Raw genomic sequence first — 18,149 nt, 5'->3', positions numbered from 1 at the left:
GGGCGTGCGGGTCACGCCGCCACCCCCTCGGCGAACTCCTCGCCGAAGAAGATGTACACCGCCAGCGTCGGCAGCGCCGCGAAGAACGCTCCGGCCATCCGGAGCGCGAAGTCCTGCCCCTCCATCGAGGTCCCGAGGCCCGCCAGGATCAGCACGACGGGCGCCGCGGGGCTCGACTCGGTGGAGACGAGCACCAGCGTGAAGAGGAGGTCGTTCCATATCTGGGTGAACTGATAGATGAGGACGACGGCGAACATCGGTCCCGAGAGCGGGAGGACGATCCGCCGGTACACCCGGCGGAGCGTCGCCCCGTCGAGGCGGGCCGACTCGATCATCTCGTCGCTCATCGTCTTGTAGTACGTCCGGAACAGGAGCGTACAGATGGGGATCCCGTAGGCGACGTGGGTGATCACCAGTTCGATGATACCGACGTAGTCGTTCGGGATGCCGAGCGCCCAGACGAACGACAGCAGATCGGTGAGCTGGGCCCACTGCGACCAGAACTGGGTCAGCGGGACCAGCACGGCCTGGTACGGGATGAAGATCCCGGCGATGATGAGCATGAGCACCACCGCCTTGTACGACTTCTTCCACGTCGGAATCGTCAGGCCGTACGCCGTGATGCTCCCGACGAACGCCGAGATCACCGTCGCGGGCACGGCGTACAGCAGGCTGTTCCCCATGCCGCGCAACAGGACGTCGATCGCCGTCCGCCACTTCTTGAACGTGAGCCCGGACGGGCCGGGCGGGGCGAACGGCGCCGTCTCGATGATCGCGGTGCCGGTCTTGAACGACGTCACCAGCCCGGATTCGATCGGGACGAGGTAGAACGCAGCCGCGAGGGCCAAAACGACGTACAGGCCGACGTCTTCGACCGTCAGCCGGTCGACCTTCCGGCGAAGCCGCGCCGTCGTCGTCGCCGTTGCGCCGCCGTCGGTCCGAGGTTCTGCGTCGCTCATAAGTTGTCCCTCCGGTACTCGTACACGAGGTAGGGGCCGATGACGCTGAGCGCCATCCCGAACAGGACGATGGCGATCGCCGACCCGTACGCCCAGTTGAGGTTCGCGTACGCCTCGCGCACCATCTTCGTCGCTAGGATGTCAGCGCCGTTCGGCGGCCGGTATCCCCCCACCAGCGAGTAGAGGAAGTCGAAGGCCTTCATCCCGAACACCATCAGCACCACGGCGGCGCTGATGGTCGCGCCCTTCAGCTGGGGAATGATCACGCGCCAGTACATCTTCAGCGTCGACGCGCCGTCGACCTTGGCCGCCTCGTAGTGCTCCGTCGGGATCGCGCGGAGGCCGGCGAGGTACACGACCATCGCGTATCCCGAGAACTGCCACATCAACGCGAAGATGACCGCGTAGAGGACGATCTCTTGGTTACCGAGCCAGCTCACCGGGCCGAGTCCGAACGTCCCGATGACGCTGTTGGCGATCCCGTTGTTGTAGTTGTAGATCCACAGCCAGAACTGGGCCGTCACCACGAACGAGAGGCTCATCGGCAGGAGGTAGATCGTCCGGAACGTGTTCTCGAACCGGATCCCCCTGTCGATCAGGATCGCCAGCACGAGGCCGACCGCGAGCGTCCCGGCGGTGAACGCGACGAGCAGGATGAGCGTGTTGATCGCGGCGTCGATGAACCCGGAGTCCGCGAGCGCCCGGGTGTACATCTCGAAGTCGAGGTTCGAGTAGTCCGGGGCGTTCGCGAAGCGCTCGTAGTCGGTCAACGAGATGAGGAGGTTCCAGATGACCGCACCGTAGACGAACAGCCCCATCAGCAGGAACGGCGGGAGCCAGAAGACGGACGACTCGATGAAGTCGCTTCCGAAGCGGCGGTCGAGCGCCGACTTAATACGGGCCACGAGGTCCCGCTCCGGTTCGGCCGCGGACCCGGCGGCGCCGTCGCTCACGACGCCGCCGTCCGCGCGGACCTCTCCGTCGTCGTCCCCCGAGGAGGGCCTGATCGTCCGGTGCAATCGACGGTAAAAATCGAGCATCGCGTGGAGCTCAGTTCGATACCGCGTCCAGGAAGCCCTGCGTCGCCGCGTCGACGTTGTACGGGCCGGTGAACTCGGAGGAGATGACCTCGTTGAGCGCCGTCATCGTCTCGGAGGGGACCCCGAGCCCGTGCTGGAGGTTCGGCGGCCGGTACTCCGCGTTGGCGAAGTCCTCGGCCGTCTCCTGGAGGTACGAACCGAACTCGTCCATGCTCACGTCCGTCCGGGTCGGGATCGACCCCTTGAACTGATTGAACGCGATCTGGGCCTCCGGACTGCCGACGAACGCCTCCCAGGTCTTCGACGCCTCGGGCGTCGGGTTGTCAGCCGGGTAGAGGAACGAGTCGAAGTGGAGGGTGTACATGCCCTCGGTTCCGGGGAACGTCTTGAAGCCCCAGTCGTCTTCGTACTCGAAGTCCTCGGCGTTCCGGAACGCGCCGGCCGCCCAGTTGCCCTGGTGGATGAAGGCGGCGTCGCCGTTGATGATGTTCTGGTTCGACTGGGTCAGACCGATCGAAGACGCGTCGTCGCTGATGTAGTTCTCCAGCATCTCCGCGGTCCGCTCGAACGCCGCACGGACGGCGCTTTCGTCGCCCTCACCGCTGAGGAAGTCCATGTACGGCTGGTAGCCGTTCTCGCCGAGCATCACGGCGCCCCACAGCTGCGTCGTCGTCCACGTGCCGGACATCCCGTGAGTCATCGGAATCGCGTCGGTCTCGCTGGAGACCGTCTCGAAGGCGTCGATGAGCGCCGAGGGGCTGTTGAGGGAGTCGACGTCGATCCCCGCGTCCTCGACGACGGAGACGTTGTAGAAGAGGCAGTTCAGTCGGTGGGAGCCGAGCGGCACGGCGCGGTAGCTGCCGCCCTGCTTGTGGAGGTCGATCGCCTCCTCGACCATCACGTCCTCGAAGTCGTTCTCCTCCCAGACGTCGTCGACGCTGCCGAGGACGCCCTCGTAGCGGAGGAGGTTCGGGCCGGGCCAGTTGGCGAACGCCCCCGGCGGGTCGTCGCTCTGGAGCCGGTTCGCGACCACGGCGTCGAGGTTCTGATTGCCGCCGCCGCCGATGGGGTTCATCTCGAGGCCGACGTCGGAGTGGGCCTCGTTGAACGCCTCCTCGAGCGCCTCGGCCGCCGCGGCGCCGTCGCCGCCGGTCCAGCCGTGAAGCACTTCGACGGGGTCGCCGGAGCCGCCGTCGCTCCCGTCGCTTCCGTCACTGCCGTCGCTTCCGTCGCTGCCGTCGCTCCCGTCGCCGCCGTCGCCACCGCCGGAACAGCCGGCGATCCCCACGGTCGCGAGGGACCCGGCGCCGGCCACGTAGTGGCGACGGGTGAGTCGGTCCTCCGAACTTGCGCTGTTGTCACGTGACATGTGTCCACGGGTTCGGATGCCCCATACTTAACGATTGATGTTTATTTACTCAAAATATTATTAAAAAACGGATCGCAGACTAAACCGCCGTAAACGGGCTCTTCGTGGGAAAGAGGAAATGAGCGCCCGATTCGGGACGCCGTCGACACCCCTTTTCTGAACGACTTAGTCGGGGGTGATCGTAACAAATTGGGGCCGATCGGCGGTCCGGACGGTCGCCGAGGACGGCGACTCCGACTCGCCGCGTCGGTGCACCGACCGACCGATTCTTGAGCGCCCGGCCCGGACACACGCGGCATGGACGGACCGCTGTGGATCGACGCGCACGCTCCCGCGCTCGACGAGATCCGCCAGGACGAGGCCCGCGAGCGGCTGGAGCGCGCGGTCGACGAGCCGATGAACCTCGTCGTGCAGGGACCGCCGGGGGTCGGGAAGACGGCGGCGACGCGCGCGCTGACCCGCGCCGCCCACGAGAACCCCGAGAGCGACCTGATCGAAATCAACGTCGCCGACTTCTTCGGCCGGACGAAAAAGGAGATCCGGACCGACCCGCGCTTCGAGGGGTTCCTGCAGGGGCGGAGCCGGATGGCGAAACGCGACATGATCAACCGCGTGCTGAAGGAGTCGGCGTCGTACGCCCCGATGTCGGGCGAGTACAAGACGGTCCTGCTCGACAACGCCGAGTCGATCCGCGAGGACTTCCAGCAGGCCCTCCGGCGCGTGATGGAGAAGCACCACCGGACCACGCAGTTCGTGATCGCCACCCGCCAGCCGTCGAAGCTCATCGCGCCGATCCGGTCGCGCTGCTTCCCGGTGCGGGTGCGCGCGCCGACCACCGACGAGACGATCGACGTCCTCGAGACGATCTGCGAGCGCGAGGGCGTCGACTACGACGGCGACGGGCTGGAGTTCGTCGCCAGCGCGGCCGGCGGCGACCTCCGCGAGGCGGTCCTCTCTGCGCAGGCGACCGCGGTCGAGGGCGGCGAGATCACGATGTCGACCGCCTACGAGACGCTCGGCGAGGTGGGCGACGACGACGCGATCCGCGAGGCGCTCGCCGACGCCCGCGCCGGCGACCTAAAGGACGCGCGGTCCGCCCTCGACGACCTCCTCGACGAGGGCGGGTACGACGGCGAGGAGCTCCTCCGGGAGGTCCTGCGGGTCGCCCGCGCCGGCTCCGAGTACGGCGGCGACGACCTGGCGCGGCTCCACGTGCTCGCCGGCGAGGCCGACCTCGACCTCACCGGCGGCCTCGACGACCGGATCCACCTCACGCACCTGCTCGGGGCGTGGGCGGCCGGCCGAACGGAGCTCCGACCCGACCTCCGCGACCCGGTGGAGGCCTGACGATGGCCCGGAACCCGCCCCTCGCGCGCGTCCTCCCGTTCCACGTCGTCGACGAGGCGTGGCGGCTCGCGCTCGTCCCCGCCCTCGTCGGGGCCGCGACGCTCCCTCTCCTCCCCCCGGTCGGCGCGGCCCTCGTCGCGCTCGCGCTCGGGATCCTCTGGTTCCACCGCGACCCCGACCGGGAGCCGCCGGAAGCCGACGGGACCGTCGTCGCGCCCGCCGACGGCACCGTCTCGGTCGTTCGCGAGGAGGGGAACCGGCTGCGGGTCGGCGTGTTCATGAACGTCACCGACGTCCACGTGAACCGCGCGCCGATCGCCGGCGAGGTCCGCGAGGTGCGACACCGCCCCGGCGCGAACCGCCCCGCGTTCAGCAAGGAGTCTGACCGCAACGAGCAGGTCGCGATCGACTTCGGCGAGTACGAGCTGCTCGTCATCGCCGGCTGGTTCGCCCGCCGGATCCACCCCGCCGTAGAGCCCGGCGACGCCGTCGACCGCGGCGAGCGCGTCGGCCACGTCTCGTTCGGCTCGCGCGCCGACGTGATCCTCCCCGCCGACGTGGACGAGGACGACCTGCTCGCGCGCGAGGGCGACACCGTCCGCGCGGGCGAGACGATCGTCGCCGAGCGGGAGTAGGATCGCCGAGCGGGAGTGAGCGACCCCCTCGCACGGCGGTCGCCTACAGGACGAACGGCCCCTGCTGGCGGATCGGCTCGCCGTGCGGCCGCCCCGCGACGGCGACGAGCCGGAGGTCGCCGTCGGCCGCGACCGCGAACTCGCCGCCCTCGCGGGTCGCGAAGACGTCGCCCTCGCCGAACGCGTCGCCCTCGACGGACCCGCTCCCCGCGACCCCGTAGAGGAAGCCGGTCCACCCGTCCGGCACCGCCCACGTCCACTCGTCGTCGACGCGGACGTCGAGGTACTCCGTCGGGGTGTGGAGGTCGATCGGCGACCCCTCGCCGACGACGGTCGTGACGGTCGCGCCGTCGGTTTCTCGGGTGGGGAGCGCCGCCGCGCTCGCGTCGACGTAGTCGGGGTCGACATCTTTCTCGTCCCGCGGGAGGTTCACCCACAGCTGGAGCCCATTGCACGCCGCGCCGTCGGCGGGGAACTCCGAGTGACGGATGCCGCCCCCGGCCGTGATCCGCATCGCCTCGTCCTCGCGGGCGGTGTGTTCGACGCCGAGCGAGTCCGCGTGCTCCATGCCGCCCTCGATCATGTACGAGACGATCTCGAACCCCTTGTGCGGATGCATCGGGAACCCCGTGTCCGGCTCGATGTGGAACCGCTCGAACAGCACGAACGGGTCGAGGTTCGCCGGGTGACTCCCGGTCGGGAACGCGCGGTTCGAGTTCACGCCGGTCCCGTGGCGAACCGGCTCGCCCGGGACGACTCCGCCGCCGTCGCCCGCCGTTTCGTCGGTGACCATACGTGACCCACCGGTTCGGCACGCATAACGGTCTCGTCGGCGGTGGCCGAGACGGTGCGGAGCGACGGGCGGCGGGCCCGCGGGCATAGCGTTTTGTGTGCCCCCTGCGACACGGATCGTGCATGCCCGAAGAGACGATCCACGAGTCGAAGGGGTCGCGGAGTCGACAGGCCCTGGCCACGTACTTCCGGCGCATCGCGAAGGCGCTCGGTCGCGGCGAGCCGCTCCCGGTCGACGACGCCGGGACGGTGACGGTCGACCCCGCCGCCGAGTCCGAGGTCGAGGTCGAGCTCGAACGCGAGGACGGCACCGTCCACTTCGAGGTGGAGGTCGAGTTCGACGAGGCGGAGGGCGCGGTCGACGTCGACGCCGCCGCGAGCAAGGCGGCCTTCGAGCTGTACGCCGACAGCGCCGATCAGTGGCGCTGGCGCCTCGTCCACGACAACGGGAACATCATCGCCGACGGCGGCGAGGGGTACGCGGACAAGCGCGACGCGAGGTCGGGGATCGAGAGCGTCCAGCGGAACGCGCCGGGCGCGCACGTGATCGACGAGAGCCGCGACGAGGAGCCGCCCGAGGATGGCGGGAGCGACGCCGTCTTCGAGCTGTTCAGGGACAAGGCCGGCGAGTACCGCTGGCGGCTCCGCCACGACAACGGCAACGTCATCGCCGACGGCGGACAGGGGTACGCCTCGAAGCAGAAGGCGAAACAGGGGCTCAACAGCGTGAAGTCGAACGCACCGGGGGCGCTCGTCGAAGAGCTCGACGGCGACGAGCCGGCCGAGGACGACGAGGAGTGAGGCGGTCATGGTCCCCGACGATTCCTCTACCGACGACGCGGGAGTAGAGCCCTCCACCGACGACACGAGAGCAGAGCCGACCACCGGTGATGCCGGAGCGGCCCCCACTGCCAGCGACGCGCAGAGCCGAGACGCCTCGGACCGCCGCGTCGCCGGCGATCGATACGACCCGGACGACGACTCGGGCGGGTACCTCTCGCCCGGGGACGACGCGCCCGCGGATCTGGGCGATATCCTCCTCTACGGTCTGCTGGGCGGGATCGCCGGGTCGGTGCTGTCGTTCGTCCCCTTCGCGACCGTCCTCGGCGGCGCGCTCGCGGGCTACCTCTGCGGCGGCACGTCGGCCGACGCGCTCAAGACGGGCGCGGTCGCCGGCGCGGTCATGACGCTCCCGTTCGTCGCGGTGGTCGCCTTCCTCCTCTTCTTGTTCGGGTTCGCCGGAGCGCCGGCGGAGTTCGGCGTCTTCGCGCTCCTCGTTGTCGGGGTCGGCGCCGCCTACACCCTCGGCTCGGGCGTGGTCGGCGGCTACCTCGGCCACTACCTCCGCGGGGAGCTGTAGCGCGACCGCGGACCGCACCGCTTATTCGACGCCCGTCGCTACCTCGGGTCGGACATGGACGCGCTCGACGCCAAGTACCCGTTCTTCGCGGCCGCCCGCGAGGCCGTCGCCAACGCCGCGGTGTCGCTGCCGGAGCTCGTCGCGGCCGACGCGCCCGCTGTCGAGCGCGGGCGCGAGCGCGTCGAGCGCGCCCTGATGGACGGGACGGTCGAGTCCGAGAGCGGCGGGTTCCCCGGGGAGTCCGCCTACGACGTGCAGGCGGAGCTGCTCTCGTACCCCGTCGCGCGGATCCTCGTCTCGCTTCTGGACTCGGAGCCCGCCATCGAGAAGTACGCCGCCGCGGAGGCCGCGACCGCGGTCGACCGGATCCGCGGGGACCTCGCGACCGACGACGAGCTTCGGTCGGTGTCGACGCCGACCGTCGCCCTCGGCGACGTGCTCGCCGAGTTCGAGCTCGCCGACGCGGTCCGCCCGGAGTCGCCGCGATCGGCCTCGGGCGCCGGCGTCGGCGCCCCCGACCGCGACCCCGCCAACTACTGGATCGACGTCGGCCCGTACCTCCGGCTCACGTCGCCGTCGTGGGGCGAGTCGTGGCGGCTGGTCAACCGCGCGCTCGCCGACGGCGCGGTGCGCGTCTCCCGCGGGGAGCTGCTGGACGCGCTGGAGGCCGCGGTCGAGGAGCGGGTGCGCGAGGGGCTCCCGTTCGAGCTGGCGGCCGGCGAGGGGATCGCCGCGGAGTTAGAGGAGGGCGTCGCCGACCTCAAGCGCCTGCTCTCCGAGCGGAGCTACACGGGGCCGGTCGACGTCGTCGCCCCCGAGCTGTTCCCGCCGTGCATGACGAACCTGATCGAGAAGGCCGAGCGCGACGCGGACCTCTCGCCGCCGGAGTCGTTCGCGCTGATGGCGTTCCTCGTCGGGATCGGGATGACCCCGGACGAGGTGGTGACGTTCTGCGCCGACACGAGCCTCGACGCCGAGGGGATCCGCTACCAGACGGAGTATTTAAAAGACGACCGCGGCACGCAGTACCCGCCGCCCACCTGCGAGACGCTGGCGAACTACGGGATCTGCCACAACGAGGAGGACCACATGCAGGTGGCCGCCGACCCCCTCGCGTACTACGAGAAGCGGGTCGCGGCCGCCGACGAGATCACCGACTGGCGAGAGCGCGAGGCCGGGAACGGGGAGAACGAGAGCGGAGAGGCGGAAGCGGACGAGGCCACGGATGGCAGAGAATCCACGAACGCCGGAGAAACCACGGACGCCGGCGGAACGAAGTAACCGCGCCGCCGGCCTACGCCTCGTCGCTCGCGCGGATGAGGTACGCGCCGACGAGCGCCATCAACAGGACGAACCCGGCCAGCAGTCCGACGAGCGCGAGCGCGCCGGACGCCGGCAGTCCGGCCGACCCGCCGAAGGTGACCCCGATCCCGACCAGCCCGACGATGAAAACGGCGGCCGCCGCCAGAGAGACCGTGATCTGCCGACGAAGCTCCGCGTCGATTTCCATGCCCGCGAGTTTCCGTCGCCGCTAAAAAAGGACTTCGATGAGGGCGGCCGGGGTCCAACGGCTCCGGCGACCGTGTCCGGAATATCTGACGCTCGACCCCCTTCAGCGGCGAATTTAACCGTTTACGGGGCCTATTTTCACGGGAAGCGAGGGTCCCCCTCGCGGTCACCCATGACGCACCCCCGAGACCCGCCCGCGTCGACGGTCCCCGAACCGGACGCCGCCCGAGCCGCGCCGCCGGCGGAGCGAACGCCGGATCGACGCGACTCGGCCGCGGTCGACGACGAGACCGACCGCTCGCCGGGCGCCGACGCCGACGCCGACGACCGGTCGGCGCGCGCCGCCGCGGAGGAGATGACGGTGCGGCCCCTCCGCGACCGGCGGTACGTCGTCGAGACCGACGGCGGCACCTACGTCGTCGCGCTCGACGCCGGCACCTGCACCTGTCCCGACCACGCGATCCGCGGCTCGCGGTGTAAACACCTCCGGCGGGTCGCCATGGAGGTGACCGCGGGGTCGGTCCCCGCCCCGGACGAGCGCGTGGGAGCCTGCGCCGTCTGCGGGGCGGAGACGTTCGTCCCGCTCGACGACCCGGGATCGCACCTCTGTTCGCGCCACGCGTTCGATCCGGGCGACGCCGTCCGCGACCGCGAGAGCGGCGAGCGCCTCGTCGTCGTCGCGGTCACGACCGAGCGGGCCGACGCCTACCGGACGGAGGAGGACCGGACGGTCGACGAGTACGCCACGAACGCCGCGTACGGCGCGCACGAGCCCGTCGTCGAGGCCGTGTACGTCGACGCGGTCCGGCCGGGGCGCGGCCTGTCGGACTGCGAGCGGTACGCCTTCCCCGCCTCGCGGCTCACCCAGCGAGGTGGCTGATGTCGCGACGCAGCGTGTACCCCTGCGGAACGCCGACGGCGCCGAGGCAGTCCGCGCACAGCGTCCGCTCGTAGTCGCGGTTCGTCTCCTTCTCGAGCAGCGAGGCGTCTCCGATGGGAAGCACCGACTCGCAACGGTCGCACTCGACCTTGTCGCCGTCGACGATCTTCATTGGACGGCCGTGACTTCCGGCGATCGATATAAAAAGGCGCGCCCGACGTTATCACTCCGGATAGCGGCGTCGGCATAAAATGGATGCGGTCGACGCGACGGTCGGTCGCGGTGCGTCCGAGGTTAGCCGAAGAGTTCGCCGAGGCCCTCGCCGCCGTCCTCGTCGTCGTCTTCCTCTTCCTCGTCCGCGGCTTCCTCTGCCTCGTCGGCCTCGTCGGCCTCGTCGTCGGCCTCGTCGGCCTCCGCGGCGTCCGCGGAGCCGCCAGCGGCGGCGCCGGCGGCGGGCGCCGCGGCGGCCGTCTCGATGGCGTCTTCGATGTCGACGTCCTCCAGCGCGGCGACGAGCGCCTTGACGCGGGATTCCTCGACGTCGACGCCGGCGGCGTCCAGCACGCCGGTGATGTTCTCCTCGTTGATCTCTTCGCCAGTCTCGTTCAGGATGAGCGCAGCGTAAACGTATTCCATTGGTGTATCCTCGTAGTGTTAGCCGAACATCGCGCCGAGACCGTCGCCGCCGTCGTCGCCGTCGTCCTCGTCGGCGTCGTCGGCGGCGTCGTCGGTCGTCTCAGCGTCGTCCGTGTCGTCGTCTTCCTCCGCCTGTTCCTCCTCGTCGGCGTCGTCCGTCTCCGGAGCCGGGGCCGCCTCGACCCCCTGCAGCTCCTCGGGGAGCGCCTCCTCGTCGTCGATCTGGGCCGCGAGCGCACGCAACTGGGCGTCGGCCTTCCCGATGAGGTCGGGCACGACGTCCGGGCTCTCGATCTCCGCGTACAGGCCGACGGACTTCGCCTCGCCGGACGCCTTCGCGAGAAGGCTGCCGACCGTGGCGGCCGTCGGGTACTCGGCGTTGATCGAGAGGTTGCGCGCGGCGGCGGCGGCGGACCGGATGTCCGCCGCGTACTCGTCGACGTCGATCGCGAGCTCGTCCGGCTCGAACAGGATGCCCTCGGAGTAGACGCCCTTGAGGTCGAGCCCGACTTCCTTCGGCTCGATGCCGAGTTCGACCAGGACGTTCGCGAGGTCCTCGTCGACGACCTCGCCCTCCTCGAGGACCGTGGAGTCCTCGGTGACCATGATCGAGCCGTCCTGGATGCGCGCGGCCGCGCCGATCGTCTGGAGCTCGCCGACGAACGGTCCCGGGTCGACGCCGGTGTCACCCTCGGGGATGAGGATGTCGTTGGGGGCGACCTCGCCCGCGTTGATGGGGGCGGGGGTCTTCGAGGCTTCCAGCTGTTTGTAGAGGCCGAACGGGTTGTCGTTCGTGCCGATGAGCGCGACCTGACCCGAGACGTACTGGGTCAGCTCCTCGACGCCGTCGTCGACCTCTTCGAGGGCGCGGACGGTGAGGGTGTTCCGGCTCACGCGGAGATCGGCCGAGCCGTGCAGCTCGCGGCGCATGGCCTGGAGCTGTCGGCTCGGGATGCCGCCGACGCCGACGACCCCGACGGAGTTGAACGAGTCGATGAACTCGACGAGCTCGTCGACCTCGTCCTGCTTCCACTGCGGGATCGTCTCGGTCTTGCGGACCGAGCTCATACGGGCACCTCCCTAGCGGGACCCATCGTGGTCTTCACGTAGATCCCGTCGATGTTGAGCGGCCCCTTTTCGAGGTCCGCTTCGAGTCGCCGGATGATGACGTCGATGTTGTCCGTGATCGCCTCGGCGCCCATGTCTTCGGCGCCGACGCGGGTGTGGAACGTGCGCCGGTCGCGGGACCGGAGCTGCACGGTGTTCTTCATCCGGTTGACGGTCTCGACGACGTCGTCGTCCGGCTGTAGTGGGGTAGGCATCTTCCCGCGCGGACCGAGGACGGTACCGAGGTACCGACCGATGTCCTGCATCAGGTTGGCCTCCGCGACGAAGAAATCGGTTTCGCCGGCCAGGTCCTTTGCGCGGTCGTCGTCGTCTCCGAGATCCTCGAGGTCGTCGCTGTCAAGCACTTCATCAGCGACTTCCTGAGCGCGGACGGCGGTTTCGCCCTCCGCGAAGACGACGATCTGTGTCTCCTGCCCCGTTCCAGCCGGCAGCACGACGGACTCGTCGATGCGGTTCGACGGATCGTTGAGGTCGAGGTCTCGCAGGTTGATCGCGATGTCCACTGTCTCGCGGAAGTTCCGCTCGGGCGCATCGTCGAGTGCGAGAGTTACGGCCTCTTGTATTGTGTCTGCCATTTTCACCTCCGTAGTACGCAGGTCGCTCCTACGGGTCAGTGAAACAGGCGAAGCCTGTCTCACCGGAGAGTGGTCCATCCGAGGTTTAAAAGCGTCGAACCGCCCGTGCCCGTGCGAATCGGCGACAGGGCTCGTGCGGGCGGTCGAGGCCGGACGGGCGACGTCCGCACCGGGAGAGAGGCGATCGCCGCCGAAGCGAGGTGGCCGCCGCGGCGGCGGACGCGGAACCCGACGCGGTCTCCGGATTCGACGCGCGTCGAACTCCGAAACGTCGGATAGGGGAACCCTTTTGACGCCGCTGGTCGACCCACGAGGTAATGACTCAGGGTGGTCCGGCGTGACGATGGACGACCGCATCGAGGACCTCCGCGAGCGCCGCGAACGGGCGGCGCTGGGGGGCGGCGAGGACCGGATCGAGTCCCAACACGAGAAGGGGAAGATGACCGCGCGCGAGCGCGTCGACTACTTCCTCGACGACGGGACGTTCCACGAGTTCGATCGGTTCCGCACCCACCGGACCCACAAGTTCGGGATGGAGGAACAGCAGATCCCGGGCGACGGCGTCGTCACCGGATACGGCGAAGTGAACGGGCGGAAGACGTTCGTCTTCGCCCACGACTTCACCGTCTTCGGCGGGTCGCTCGGCGAGGTGTTCGCCGAGAAGGTGTGCAAGGTGATGGACAAGGCGATGGACGTGGGGGCGCCCGTCGTCGGGCTCAACGACTCCGCGGGCGCCCGGATCCAGGAGGGGGTCGCCTCGCTCGGCGGCTTCGCGGAGATCTTCCGGCGCAACACGGAGGCGTCCGGCGTGATCCCACAGATCTCGGCGATCATGGGGCCGTGCGCCGGCGGCGCGGTGTACTCGCCCGCAATCACGGACTTCACGTTCATGGTGAAGGACACCTCGCACATGTTCATCACCGGCCCGGACGTCATCGAGACGGTGACGGGCGAGGAGGTGAGCTTCGAGGAGCTCGGCGGCGCCGTCACCCACACGTCGACCTCGGGCGTGGCCCACTTCGCCGAGGAGAGCGAGGAGGACGCCTTGGACGACATCGCGCGGCTGCTCTCGTACCTCCCCGCCAACAACGTCGAGGACCCGCCCCGCGTCGAGCCGTGGGACGACCCCGAGCGCGCCGACGAGGAGCTGGCCGAGATCGTTCCGAACGCCCCCCGGAAGCCGTACGACATGAAGGAGGTGATCGGCAGCGTCGTCGACGAGGGCTCCTTCTTCGAGGTGCAGGAGAACTTCGCGAAGAACGTCGTCGTCGGCTTCGCGCGGCTGGACGGCCACTCGATCGGGATCGTCGCCAACAACCCCCGGGTGAACGCCGGCACCCTCGACATCGAGTCGAGCCAGAAGGGGGCGCGCTTCGTCCGCTTCTGCGACGCGTTCAATATCCCCATCCTCACCTTCGAGGACGTGCCCGGCTTCATGCCCGGCACCGACCAGGAGCACAACGGGATCATCCGCCACGGCGCGAAGCTGCTGTACGCCTTCTCCGAGGCGACGGTCCCCCTCCTCACCGTGATCACCCGGAAGGCGTACGGCGGCGCCTACTGCGTGATGTCGTCGAAGCACATCGGCGGCGACGTCAACTACGCGTGGCCCACGGCCGAGATCGCGGTGATGGGGCCGAAGGGCGCCGTCAACGTCCTCTACCGCGAGGAGCTGGCGGCGGCCGACGACCCCGACGCGCGAAGGCAGGAGCTCATCGACGAGTACCGCGAGGAGTTCGCGAACCCGTACAGCGCCGCCGACCGCGGCTTCGTCGACGACGTCATCGAGCCCGCTGAGACGCGAGCGCGCCTGATCGACGACCTCCAGATGCTGAAGGGGAAGCGCTCGGACCGGCCCGAGAAGAAACACGGCAACATCCCGATCTGATGGCGACCGACTCGCCCGACCCGTCCGACGCGGACGCCGCCTCGACCGACGCGGACGCCGCCTCGACCGACGCGGACGCCGCCTCGACCGACGCGGACGCCGCCTCGGCCGACGCGGACGCCGCCTCGGCCGACGCGGAAAGCGGACCGAACGGCCCAGCGGTCGCCGCCGTCCTCGACGGGCTGACCGTCCCCGACGACGCCGCCGACGCGGAGGCCGCCGCCATCGCCGCCGCGGTCGCGGCGCATCTCCGCGACGGGGAGTTGGCCGCGGCGGCGGCCGCGACCGACGAGGAGACCGGGTGGGAGGGGAAGCGGTGGGCGTTCGCCGACCGGGTCGACCGCCTCACTGGCCGGTCGGTCCGCGTGCCGACGGAGGCGCCGACCGACCCGTGGACGGCGGCCGGCCGCGCCGACCGCTTCTGACGGGGACGCCCCGTCCGCCGAACCCGGCGTATCGAGGCGGCGCCGCGGCTGTCCGGGTTTCGAACGGCTACCCCGGACGCGAGAGCGCCCGAGCGCGTGCATTCCCCGGCGAGACGCCCGCCGAGCGCCTTGCCACGCCAACCCTTCTCAGGGAGCGTTAGAAGATACGTTGGATAACATATATATCTGTGGTCACGCCTCGGGCGGCTCCTCGGCGCCCTCCTCCGCGGCGGTCCCCGCGGGCGATCCGCCGAGGACCCGGTTGAGAACGATCGGAACGACGCCGGCGAGGAGGACGAGGATCCCGATTCGGACGAGTATCGAGGCGTCCGTCAGGAGCGTCGCGGCGAGGTACGCGCCCGCCGCGACCAGCGTCGACGGCAAGACGTAGGGGTTTCCGGGCGAGAGCATGTCGGGATATGGAAGCGGGCAGCCCTTAACCGTCTCGGGGGAAGCCGCGGCGCGCGCCGACAGAGTACGACGATCGTCGTCACCGACCGTCGTCGCGGACCGATAGAATGAGGTGGGTTATCGTGGAATGACGGTGTAAGAATGTTCGATAAGGTTCTCGTCGCGAACCGCGGAGAGATCGCGGTTCGGGTGATGCGCGCCTGTGCCGAGCTGGACGTCGACACCGTCGCCGTGTACAGCGACGCCGACAAGCACGGCGGCCACGTCCGGTACGCGGACGAGGCGTACAACGTCGGCCCGGCCCGCGCCGCCGACTCGTACCTCGACGGCGAGGCGGTCGTCGAGGCCGCGCGCGCGGCCGACGCCGACGCGATCCACCCGGGCTACGGCTTCCTCGCCGAGAACGCGGACTTCGCGGCCCGCGTCGAGGACGCCGACGGGATCACCTGGGTCGGCCCCGCCAGCGACGCGATGGAGCGGCTCGGCGAGAAGACCCACGCGCGCCGCGTGATGGACGACGCGGACGTCCCCATCGTCCCGGGGACGACGGAGCCCGTCACCGAGGTCGAGGCGGTCACCGAGTTCGGCGACGAGCACGGCTATCCCGTCGCGATCAAAGCCGAGGGGGGCGGCGGCGGCCGCGGGATGAAGGTCGTCGAGAGCGCCGAGGAAGCCGAGGAGGCCCTCGCGTCGGCCAAGCGCGAGGGGGAGGCGTACTTCTCGAACGACTCCGTCTACCTCGAGCGCTACCTCGAGAACCCCCGCCACGTCGAGGTGCAGATCGTCGCGGACGCGGGCGACGGGGACGTCCCCGCCGACGAGTCGGACGTCGTCCACCTCGGCGAGCGCGACTGCTCGCTCCAGCGCCGCCACCAGAAGGTGATCGAGGAGGGCCCCTCCCCCGCGCTCTCCGACGAGCTCCGCGATCGGATCGGCGAGGCCGCCCGCCGCGGGGTCGCCGCGGCCGACTACACGAACGCCGGCACCGTCGAGTTCCTCGTCGAGGAGGACCTCGACCGCGACCCGTCGGAGCCGCTCGGCCCGGACACGCCGTTCTACTTCCTCGAAGTCAACACGCGCATCCAGGTCGAACACACCGTTACCGAGGAGCTGACGGGGATCGACATCGTGAAAGAGCAGCTCCGGGTCGCCAGCGGCGAGGGGCTCTCCGTCTCGCAGGGCGACGTCGAGCTGGAGGGCCACGCGATCGAGTTCCGGATCAACGCCGAGAACGCCGCGGAGGAGTTCCAGCCCGCTAACGAGGGCCGGCTCGACACGTACGACCCGCCGGGCGGGATCGGCGTCCGCGTCGACGACGCGCTCCGGCAGGGCGACGAGCTGGTCACCGACTACGACTCGATGATCGCGAAGCTGATCGTGTGGGGCGCCGACCGCGAGGAGTGTCTCGCCCGGTCGAAGCGCGCGCTCGCGGAGTACGACCTGGAGGGCGTCGTCACCGTCGTCCCGTTCCACCGCCTCATGCTCGACGACGAGCGGTTCGTCGCTGGCACCCACACCACGAAGTACCTCGACGAGGAGCTCGACCGGGAGCTGGTCACCGAGGCGCAGGAGAAGTGGGGGACCGAGTCGGCGTCGAGCGACGACGACGAGGAGGTGACCGAACGCGAGTTCACCGTCGAAGTGAACGGGAAGCGCTTCGACGTGGAACTCGAGGAGCGCGGCGCGCCCGCGGTCCCGACGCCCGCGAGCGGCGGGAGCGGCGCGGGCGGCCGCAAGCAGCGACCGCCGCAGGCGACGTCCGACGACGGGGGCGACGACGGCGTCGACGTCGCCGAGGGCGGCGAGGCGATCGAGGCGGAGATGCAGGGCACGATCCTCTCGGTCGACGTCGACGAGGGCGACGAGGTGGCCGCGGGCGACGTGGTCTGCGTCCTCGAGGCGATGAAGATGGAGAACGACGTGGTCGCCGAGCGCGGCGGCGCCGTCGCGAGCGTCCACGTCGGCGAGGGCGACAGCGTCGACATGGGCGACGTGCTGGTCGTCCTCGAATAGATCGGCGACCACGACGAAACGGCGAAACGGCGTTTTAATTATGATGCGGTGGCGCGCGCCTCAGAGCGGCCGCCATCGACGGCCGCGAGGAGCGCGTGCGAGGGACGCCGCGAGCGCTGATAAGCGCGAGCGGCGAGGCTGGGGAGGTGTGAGGCTGCGGTGCTGTGCGGGGTGGGATTCAAAGGGGCAGCCAGCGAAGCGGGCGGAGGCGACGCAAGGACCACAGGGAGCGAGCGAAGCGAGCGACTGAGGACCGCAGCGAGCGTGCGCCCGCTTCGCTGGCTGGGGCTTTGGACGTGGGCACCGCATCGTCGACCGCACATAAACAGCCGGCAGCAACATCCCGCCTTTGATTATAACTATCCGACCAGCCGGACTCGAAAAGGGCCCCGTTACCGACCGCGCAGTCCCAACAGCTCTCGCGTCTCCGCGGGCGTCGCAACCGGCCGACCCAGTTCCTCGGAGATCCGCGTCGCCCGCGCCACCAACTGCTCGTTCGTCGCCAGCTCCCCACGCTCGTAGTACCGGTTGTCCTCCAGCCCGACCCGGACGTGCCCCCCGAGCAGCAGCGACTGCGTCGTCATGGGGAGCTGGTGCGGCCCGAACCCGATCACGTTGAACTCGACGCCCTCCGGCAGGGCCTCGACCCGGTTCACCAGGTTCCGGGGGTGCGGCGGCGACGTGGTCCCGCCGCCGAACAGGAAGTTGAGGTACGGCGGGTCCTCCAGCTCCTCTAAGATCGACAGCGACTCGTTGAAATGTCCGTCGTTGAACACCTCCAGTTCGGGCTTGATTCCCCGCTCTCGCATCTCCGCGTGCAGCGATGCGACCAGTTCGCGGGTGTTCTCCGAGGTGAGCCGCTCGTAGCGGTTGAGCGGCCCCATGTCGAGCGACGCCATCTCCGGCGCGGGGTCGGTCCGGAGCGGCTCGTGCCGGAGGGCGTCAGGCGCGGCGGTCCCGCCGGTCGAGTGCTGGAGGACGGCGTCGTCGGTGGCCTCGCGGACGGCGTCGGAGACCGCCTGAAACCGCTCGGCCGAGAAGGCGCGCTCCCCGTTGTCGCGGCGCGCGTGCAGGTGGAGCACGCTGGCGCCCGCGGCCTCGCAGGCCGCCGCGGCCGACGCGATCTCCCCGGGGGTCTCCGGGTGGTCCGGGTGGGCCTCCTTCCCGTGGACGCCGCCGGTG

20 protein-coding genes are annotated in these 18,149 nt (G+C 69.9%); 9 read left to right on the top strand and 11 right to left on the bottom strand.

The window, feature by feature from the left end; genetic code table 11:
* Positions 1 to 11: 11 nt before the first annotated feature.
* Genes DJ75_RS14585 through DJ75_RS14575 form a run of 3 tightly spaced genes read right to left on the bottom strand, consistent with a single transcriptional unit; the run spans position 12 to position 3,167 of the window.
* Positions 12 to 959 (bottom strand): carbohydrate ABC transporter permease, encoded by a 948-nt coding sequence (locus DJ75_RS14585; RefSeq protein ID WP_094525156.1) that lies wholly within the window; start codon positions 957 to 959, stop codon positions 12 to 14.
* Positions 956 to 1,999, bottom strand: a complete 1,044-nt coding sequence (locus tag DJ75_RS14580; protein ID WP_094525155.1) for a carbohydrate ABC transporter permease — start codon at positions 1,997 to 1,999, stop codon at positions 956 to 958. Before DJ75_RS14580 ends, DJ75_RS14585 begins: the two co-directional genes overlap by 4 nt.
* A 10-nt stretch (positions 2,000 to 2,009) precedes the next feature.
* Entirely contained in the window at positions 2,010 to 3,167 is a 1,158-nt protein-coding gene (locus DJ75_RS14575) for an ABC transporter substrate-binding protein (protein ID WP_094525221.1), read from the bottom strand.
* A 498-nt stretch (positions 3,168 to 3,665) separates the two neighbouring features.
* Between DJ75_RS14575 and DJ75_RS14570 the strand changes: the two genes are divergently transcribed.
* Both DJ75_RS14570 and DJ75_RS14565 read left to right on the top strand, forming a co-directional pair.
* Positions 3,666 to 4,715 carry an AAA family ATPase gene (locus tag DJ75_RS14570; protein ID WP_094525154.1) on the top strand — a complete coding sequence of 350 codons (1,050 nt, stop codon included), beginning with the start codon at positions 3,666 to 3,668 and terminating at the stop codon, positions 4,713 to 4,715.
* Between the two features lie 2 nt (positions 4,716 to 4,717).
* A complete protein-coding gene (locus DJ75_RS14565) occupies positions 4,718 to 5,350 on the top strand; it encodes a protein sorting system archaetidylserine decarboxylase (protein WP_094525153.1) in 633 nt (210 codons plus the stop codon).
* Positions 5,351 to 5,393: 43 nt separating this feature from the next.
* Here the strand turns inward: DJ75_RS14565 and DJ75_RS14560 are convergent, their stop codons facing one another.
* A complete protein-coding gene (locus DJ75_RS14560; protein ID WP_094525152.1) occupies positions 5,394 to 6,143 on the bottom strand; it encodes a pirin family protein in 750 nt (249 codons plus the stop codon).
* Between the two features lie 122 nt (positions 6,144 to 6,265).
* On the opposite strand from DJ75_RS14560, the gene DJ75_RS14555 reads away from it, so the two are divergent.
* Genes DJ75_RS14555 through DJ75_RS14545 form a run of 3 tightly spaced genes read left to right on the top strand, consistent with a single transcriptional unit; the run spans position 6,266 to position 8,783 of the window.
* Positions 6,266 to 6,943: an HVO_2922 family protein gene (locus tag DJ75_RS14555; protein WP_094525151.1), complete on the top strand. Its 678-nt coding sequence runs from the start codon at positions 6,266 to 6,268 to the stop codon at positions 6,941 to 6,943.
* A 7-nt stretch (positions 6,944 to 6,950) separates the two neighbouring features.
* Complete coding sequence (locus DJ75_RS19235) at positions 6,951 to 7,502, top strand: DUF5518 domain-containing protein (protein ID WP_249269145.1); 552 nt, start codon at positions 6,951 to 6,953, stop codon at positions 7,500 to 7,502.
* Positions 7,503 to 7,556: 54 nt separating this feature from the next.
* Positions 7,557 to 8,783, top strand: coding sequence for a DNA primase (locus DJ75_RS14545; protein ID WP_094525150.1), 1,227 nt, complete (start codon positions 7,557 to 7,559; stop codon positions 8,781 to 8,783).
* 13 nt (positions 8,784 to 8,796) lie between these two features.
* Here the strand turns inward: DJ75_RS14545 and DJ75_RS14540 are convergent, their stop codons facing one another.
* Positions 8,797 to 9,012, bottom strand: coding sequence for a hypothetical protein (locus DJ75_RS14540; protein ID WP_094525149.1), 216 nt, complete (start codon positions 9,010 to 9,012; stop codon positions 8,797 to 8,799).
* 171 nt (positions 9,013 to 9,183) lie between these two features.
* Between DJ75_RS14540 and DJ75_RS14535 the strand changes: the two genes are divergently transcribed.
* A complete protein-coding gene (locus DJ75_RS14535; RefSeq protein ID WP_249269144.1) occupies positions 9,184 to 9,891 on the top strand; it encodes an SWIM zinc finger family protein in 708 nt (235 codons plus the stop codon).
* Here DJ75_RS14535 and DJ75_RS14530 read toward each other — a convergent pair.
* The 4 genes from DJ75_RS14530 to DJ75_RS14515 form a co-directional block, all read right to left on the bottom strand.
* Complete coding sequence (locus DJ75_RS14530; RefSeq protein WP_094525148.1) at positions 9,872 to 10,063, bottom strand: hypothetical protein; 192 nt, start codon at positions 10,061 to 10,063, stop codon at positions 9,872 to 9,874. The two genes, DJ75_RS14535 and DJ75_RS14530, sit on opposite strands and share 20 nt — an antisense overlap.
* A gap of 122 nt (positions 10,064 to 10,185) precedes the next feature.
* On the bottom strand, positions 10,186 to 10,527 hold the full coding sequence (rpl12p, locus tag DJ75_RS14525; protein WP_094525147.1) for a 50S ribosomal protein P1: 342 nt from the start codon (positions 10,525 to 10,527) through the stop codon (positions 10,186 to 10,188).
* Positions 10,528 to 10,545: 18 nt separating this feature from the next.
* A complete protein-coding gene (locus tag DJ75_RS14520; protein ID WP_094525146.1) occupies positions 10,546 to 11,595 on the bottom strand; it encodes a 50S ribosomal protein L10 in 1,050 nt (349 codons plus the stop codon).
* Positions 11,592 to 12,230 carry a 50S ribosomal protein L1 gene (locus DJ75_RS14515; RefSeq protein WP_094525145.1) on the bottom strand — a complete coding sequence of 213 codons (639 nt, stop codon included), beginning with the start codon at positions 12,228 to 12,230 and terminating at the stop codon, positions 11,592 to 11,594. Before DJ75_RS14515 ends, DJ75_RS14520 begins: the two co-directional genes overlap by 4 nt.
* A 343-nt stretch (positions 12,231 to 12,573) precedes the next feature.
* Here DJ75_RS14515 and DJ75_RS14510 point away from each other — a divergent pair, with 343 nt between their 5' ends.
* The gene (locus DJ75_RS14510; protein WP_094525144.1) at positions 12,574 to 14,118 is read left to right on the top strand and encodes an acyl-CoA carboxylase subunit beta; all 1,545 of its coding nucleotides are present in this window, start codon (positions 12,574 to 12,576) and stop codon (positions 14,116 to 14,118) included.
* The gene (locus DJ75_RS19425) at positions 14,118 to 14,543 is read left to right on the top strand and encodes a hypothetical protein (protein ID WP_094525143.1); all 426 of its coding nucleotides are present in this window, start codon (positions 14,118 to 14,120) and stop codon (positions 14,541 to 14,543) included. Before DJ75_RS14510 ends, DJ75_RS19425 begins: the two co-directional genes overlap by 1 nt.
* Before the next feature lie 192 nt (positions 14,544 to 14,735).
* Here DJ75_RS19425 and DJ75_RS14500 read toward each other — a convergent pair whose 3' ends face one another.
* Positions 14,736 to 14,954, bottom strand: a complete 219-nt coding sequence (locus tag DJ75_RS14500) for a hypothetical protein (protein WP_094525142.1) — start codon at positions 14,952 to 14,954, stop codon at positions 14,736 to 14,738.
* 141 nt (positions 14,955 to 15,095) lie between these two features.
* On the opposite strand from DJ75_RS14500, the gene DJ75_RS14495 reads away from it, so the two are divergent.
* The gene (locus DJ75_RS14495; RefSeq protein WP_094525141.1) at positions 15,096 to 16,967 is read left to right on the top strand and encodes a biotin carboxylase N-terminal domain-containing protein; all 1,872 of its coding nucleotides are present in this window, start codon (positions 15,096 to 15,098) and stop codon (positions 16,965 to 16,967) included.
* Positions 16,968 to 17,359: 392 nt separating this feature from the next.
* Here DJ75_RS14495 and DJ75_RS14490 read toward each other — a convergent pair.
* Positions 17,360 to 18,149: 3-keto-5-aminohexanoate cleavage protein (locus DJ75_RS14490; RefSeq protein ID WP_094525140.1), on the bottom strand; the 790-nt coding region annotated here is incomplete at its 5' end.

Origin of the sequence: Halorubrum sp. Eb13 (assembly GCF_002252895.1) — an archaeon.
Classification (GTDB): Archaea; Halobacteriota; Halobacteria; order Halobacteriales; family Haloferacaceae; genus Halorubrum.
The sequence above is the reverse complement of the archived record's forward strand: the minus strand, read 5'-3'. Positions and strand labels throughout refer to the sequence as shown.

Bases quoted from the DNA above. Each gene is read 5' to 3' on its own strand.
- DJ75_RS14500 (WP_094525142.1), bottom strand. From the start codon at position 14,954: ATGCTCTCGCCCGGAAACCCCTACGTCTTGCCGTCGACGCTGGTCGCG.
- DJ75_RS19235 (WP_249269145.1), top strand. From the start codon at position 6,951: ATGGTCCCCGACGATTCCTCTACCGACGACGCGGGAGTAGAGCCCTCC.
- DJ75_RS14495 (WP_094525141.1), top strand. From the start codon at position 15,096: ATGTTCGATAAGGTTCTCGTCGCGAACCGCGGAGAGATCGCGGTTCGG.
- DJ75_RS14540 (WP_094525149.1), bottom strand. From the start codon at position 9,012: ATGGAAATCGACGCGGAGCTTCGTCGGCAGATCACGGTCTCTCTGGCG.
- DJ75_RS14530 (WP_094525148.1), bottom strand. From the start codon at position 10,063: ATGAAGATCGTCGACGGCGACAAGGTCGAGTGCGACCGTTGCGAGTCG.
- DJ75_RS14565 (WP_094525153.1), top strand. From the start codon at position 4,718: ATGGCCCGGAACCCGCCCCTCGCGCGCGTCCTCCCGTTCCACGTCGTC.
- rpl12p (WP_094525147.1), bottom strand. From the start codon at position 10,527: ATGGAATACGTTTACGCTGCGCTCATCCTGAACGAGACTGGCGAAGAG.
- DJ75_RS14535 (WP_249269144.1), top strand. From the start codon at position 9,184: ATGACGCACCCCCGAGACCCGCCCGCGTCGACGGTCCCCGAACCGGAC.
- DJ75_RS14510 (WP_094525144.1), top strand. From the start codon at position 12,574: ATGGACGACCGCATCGAGGACCTCCGCGAGCGCCGCGAACGGGCGGCG.
- DJ75_RS14585 (WP_094525156.1), bottom strand. From the start codon at position 959: ATGAGCGACGCAGAACCTCGGACCGACGGCGGCGCAACGGCGACGACG.
- DJ75_RS14515 (WP_094525145.1), bottom strand. From the start codon at position 12,230: ATGGCAGACACAATACAAGAGGCCGTAACTCTCGCACTCGACGATGCG.
- DJ75_RS19425 (WP_094525143.1), top strand. From the start codon at position 14,118: ATGGCGACCGACTCGCCCGACCCGTCCGACGCGGACGCCGCCTCGACC.
- DJ75_RS14545 (WP_094525150.1), top strand. From the start codon at position 7,557: ATGGACGCGCTCGACGCCAAGTACCCGTTCTTCGCGGCCGCCCGCGAG.
- DJ75_RS14570 (WP_094525154.1), top strand. From the start codon at position 3,666: ATGGACGGACCGCTGTGGATCGACGCGCACGCTCCCGCGCTCGACGAG.
- DJ75_RS14580 (WP_094525155.1), bottom strand. From the start codon at position 1,999: ATGCTCGATTTTTACCGTCGATTGCACCGGACGATCAGGCCCTCCTCG.
- DJ75_RS14520 (WP_094525146.1), bottom strand. From the start codon at position 11,595: ATGAGCTCGGTCCGCAAGACCGAGACGATCCCGCAGTGGAAGCAGGAC.
- DJ75_RS14560 (WP_094525152.1), bottom strand. From the start codon at position 6,143: ATGGTCACCGACGAAACGGCGGGCGACGGCGGCGGAGTCGTCCCGGGC.
- DJ75_RS14555 (WP_094525151.1), top strand. From the start codon at position 6,266: ATGCCCGAAGAGACGATCCACGAGTCGAAGGGGTCGCGGAGTCGACAG.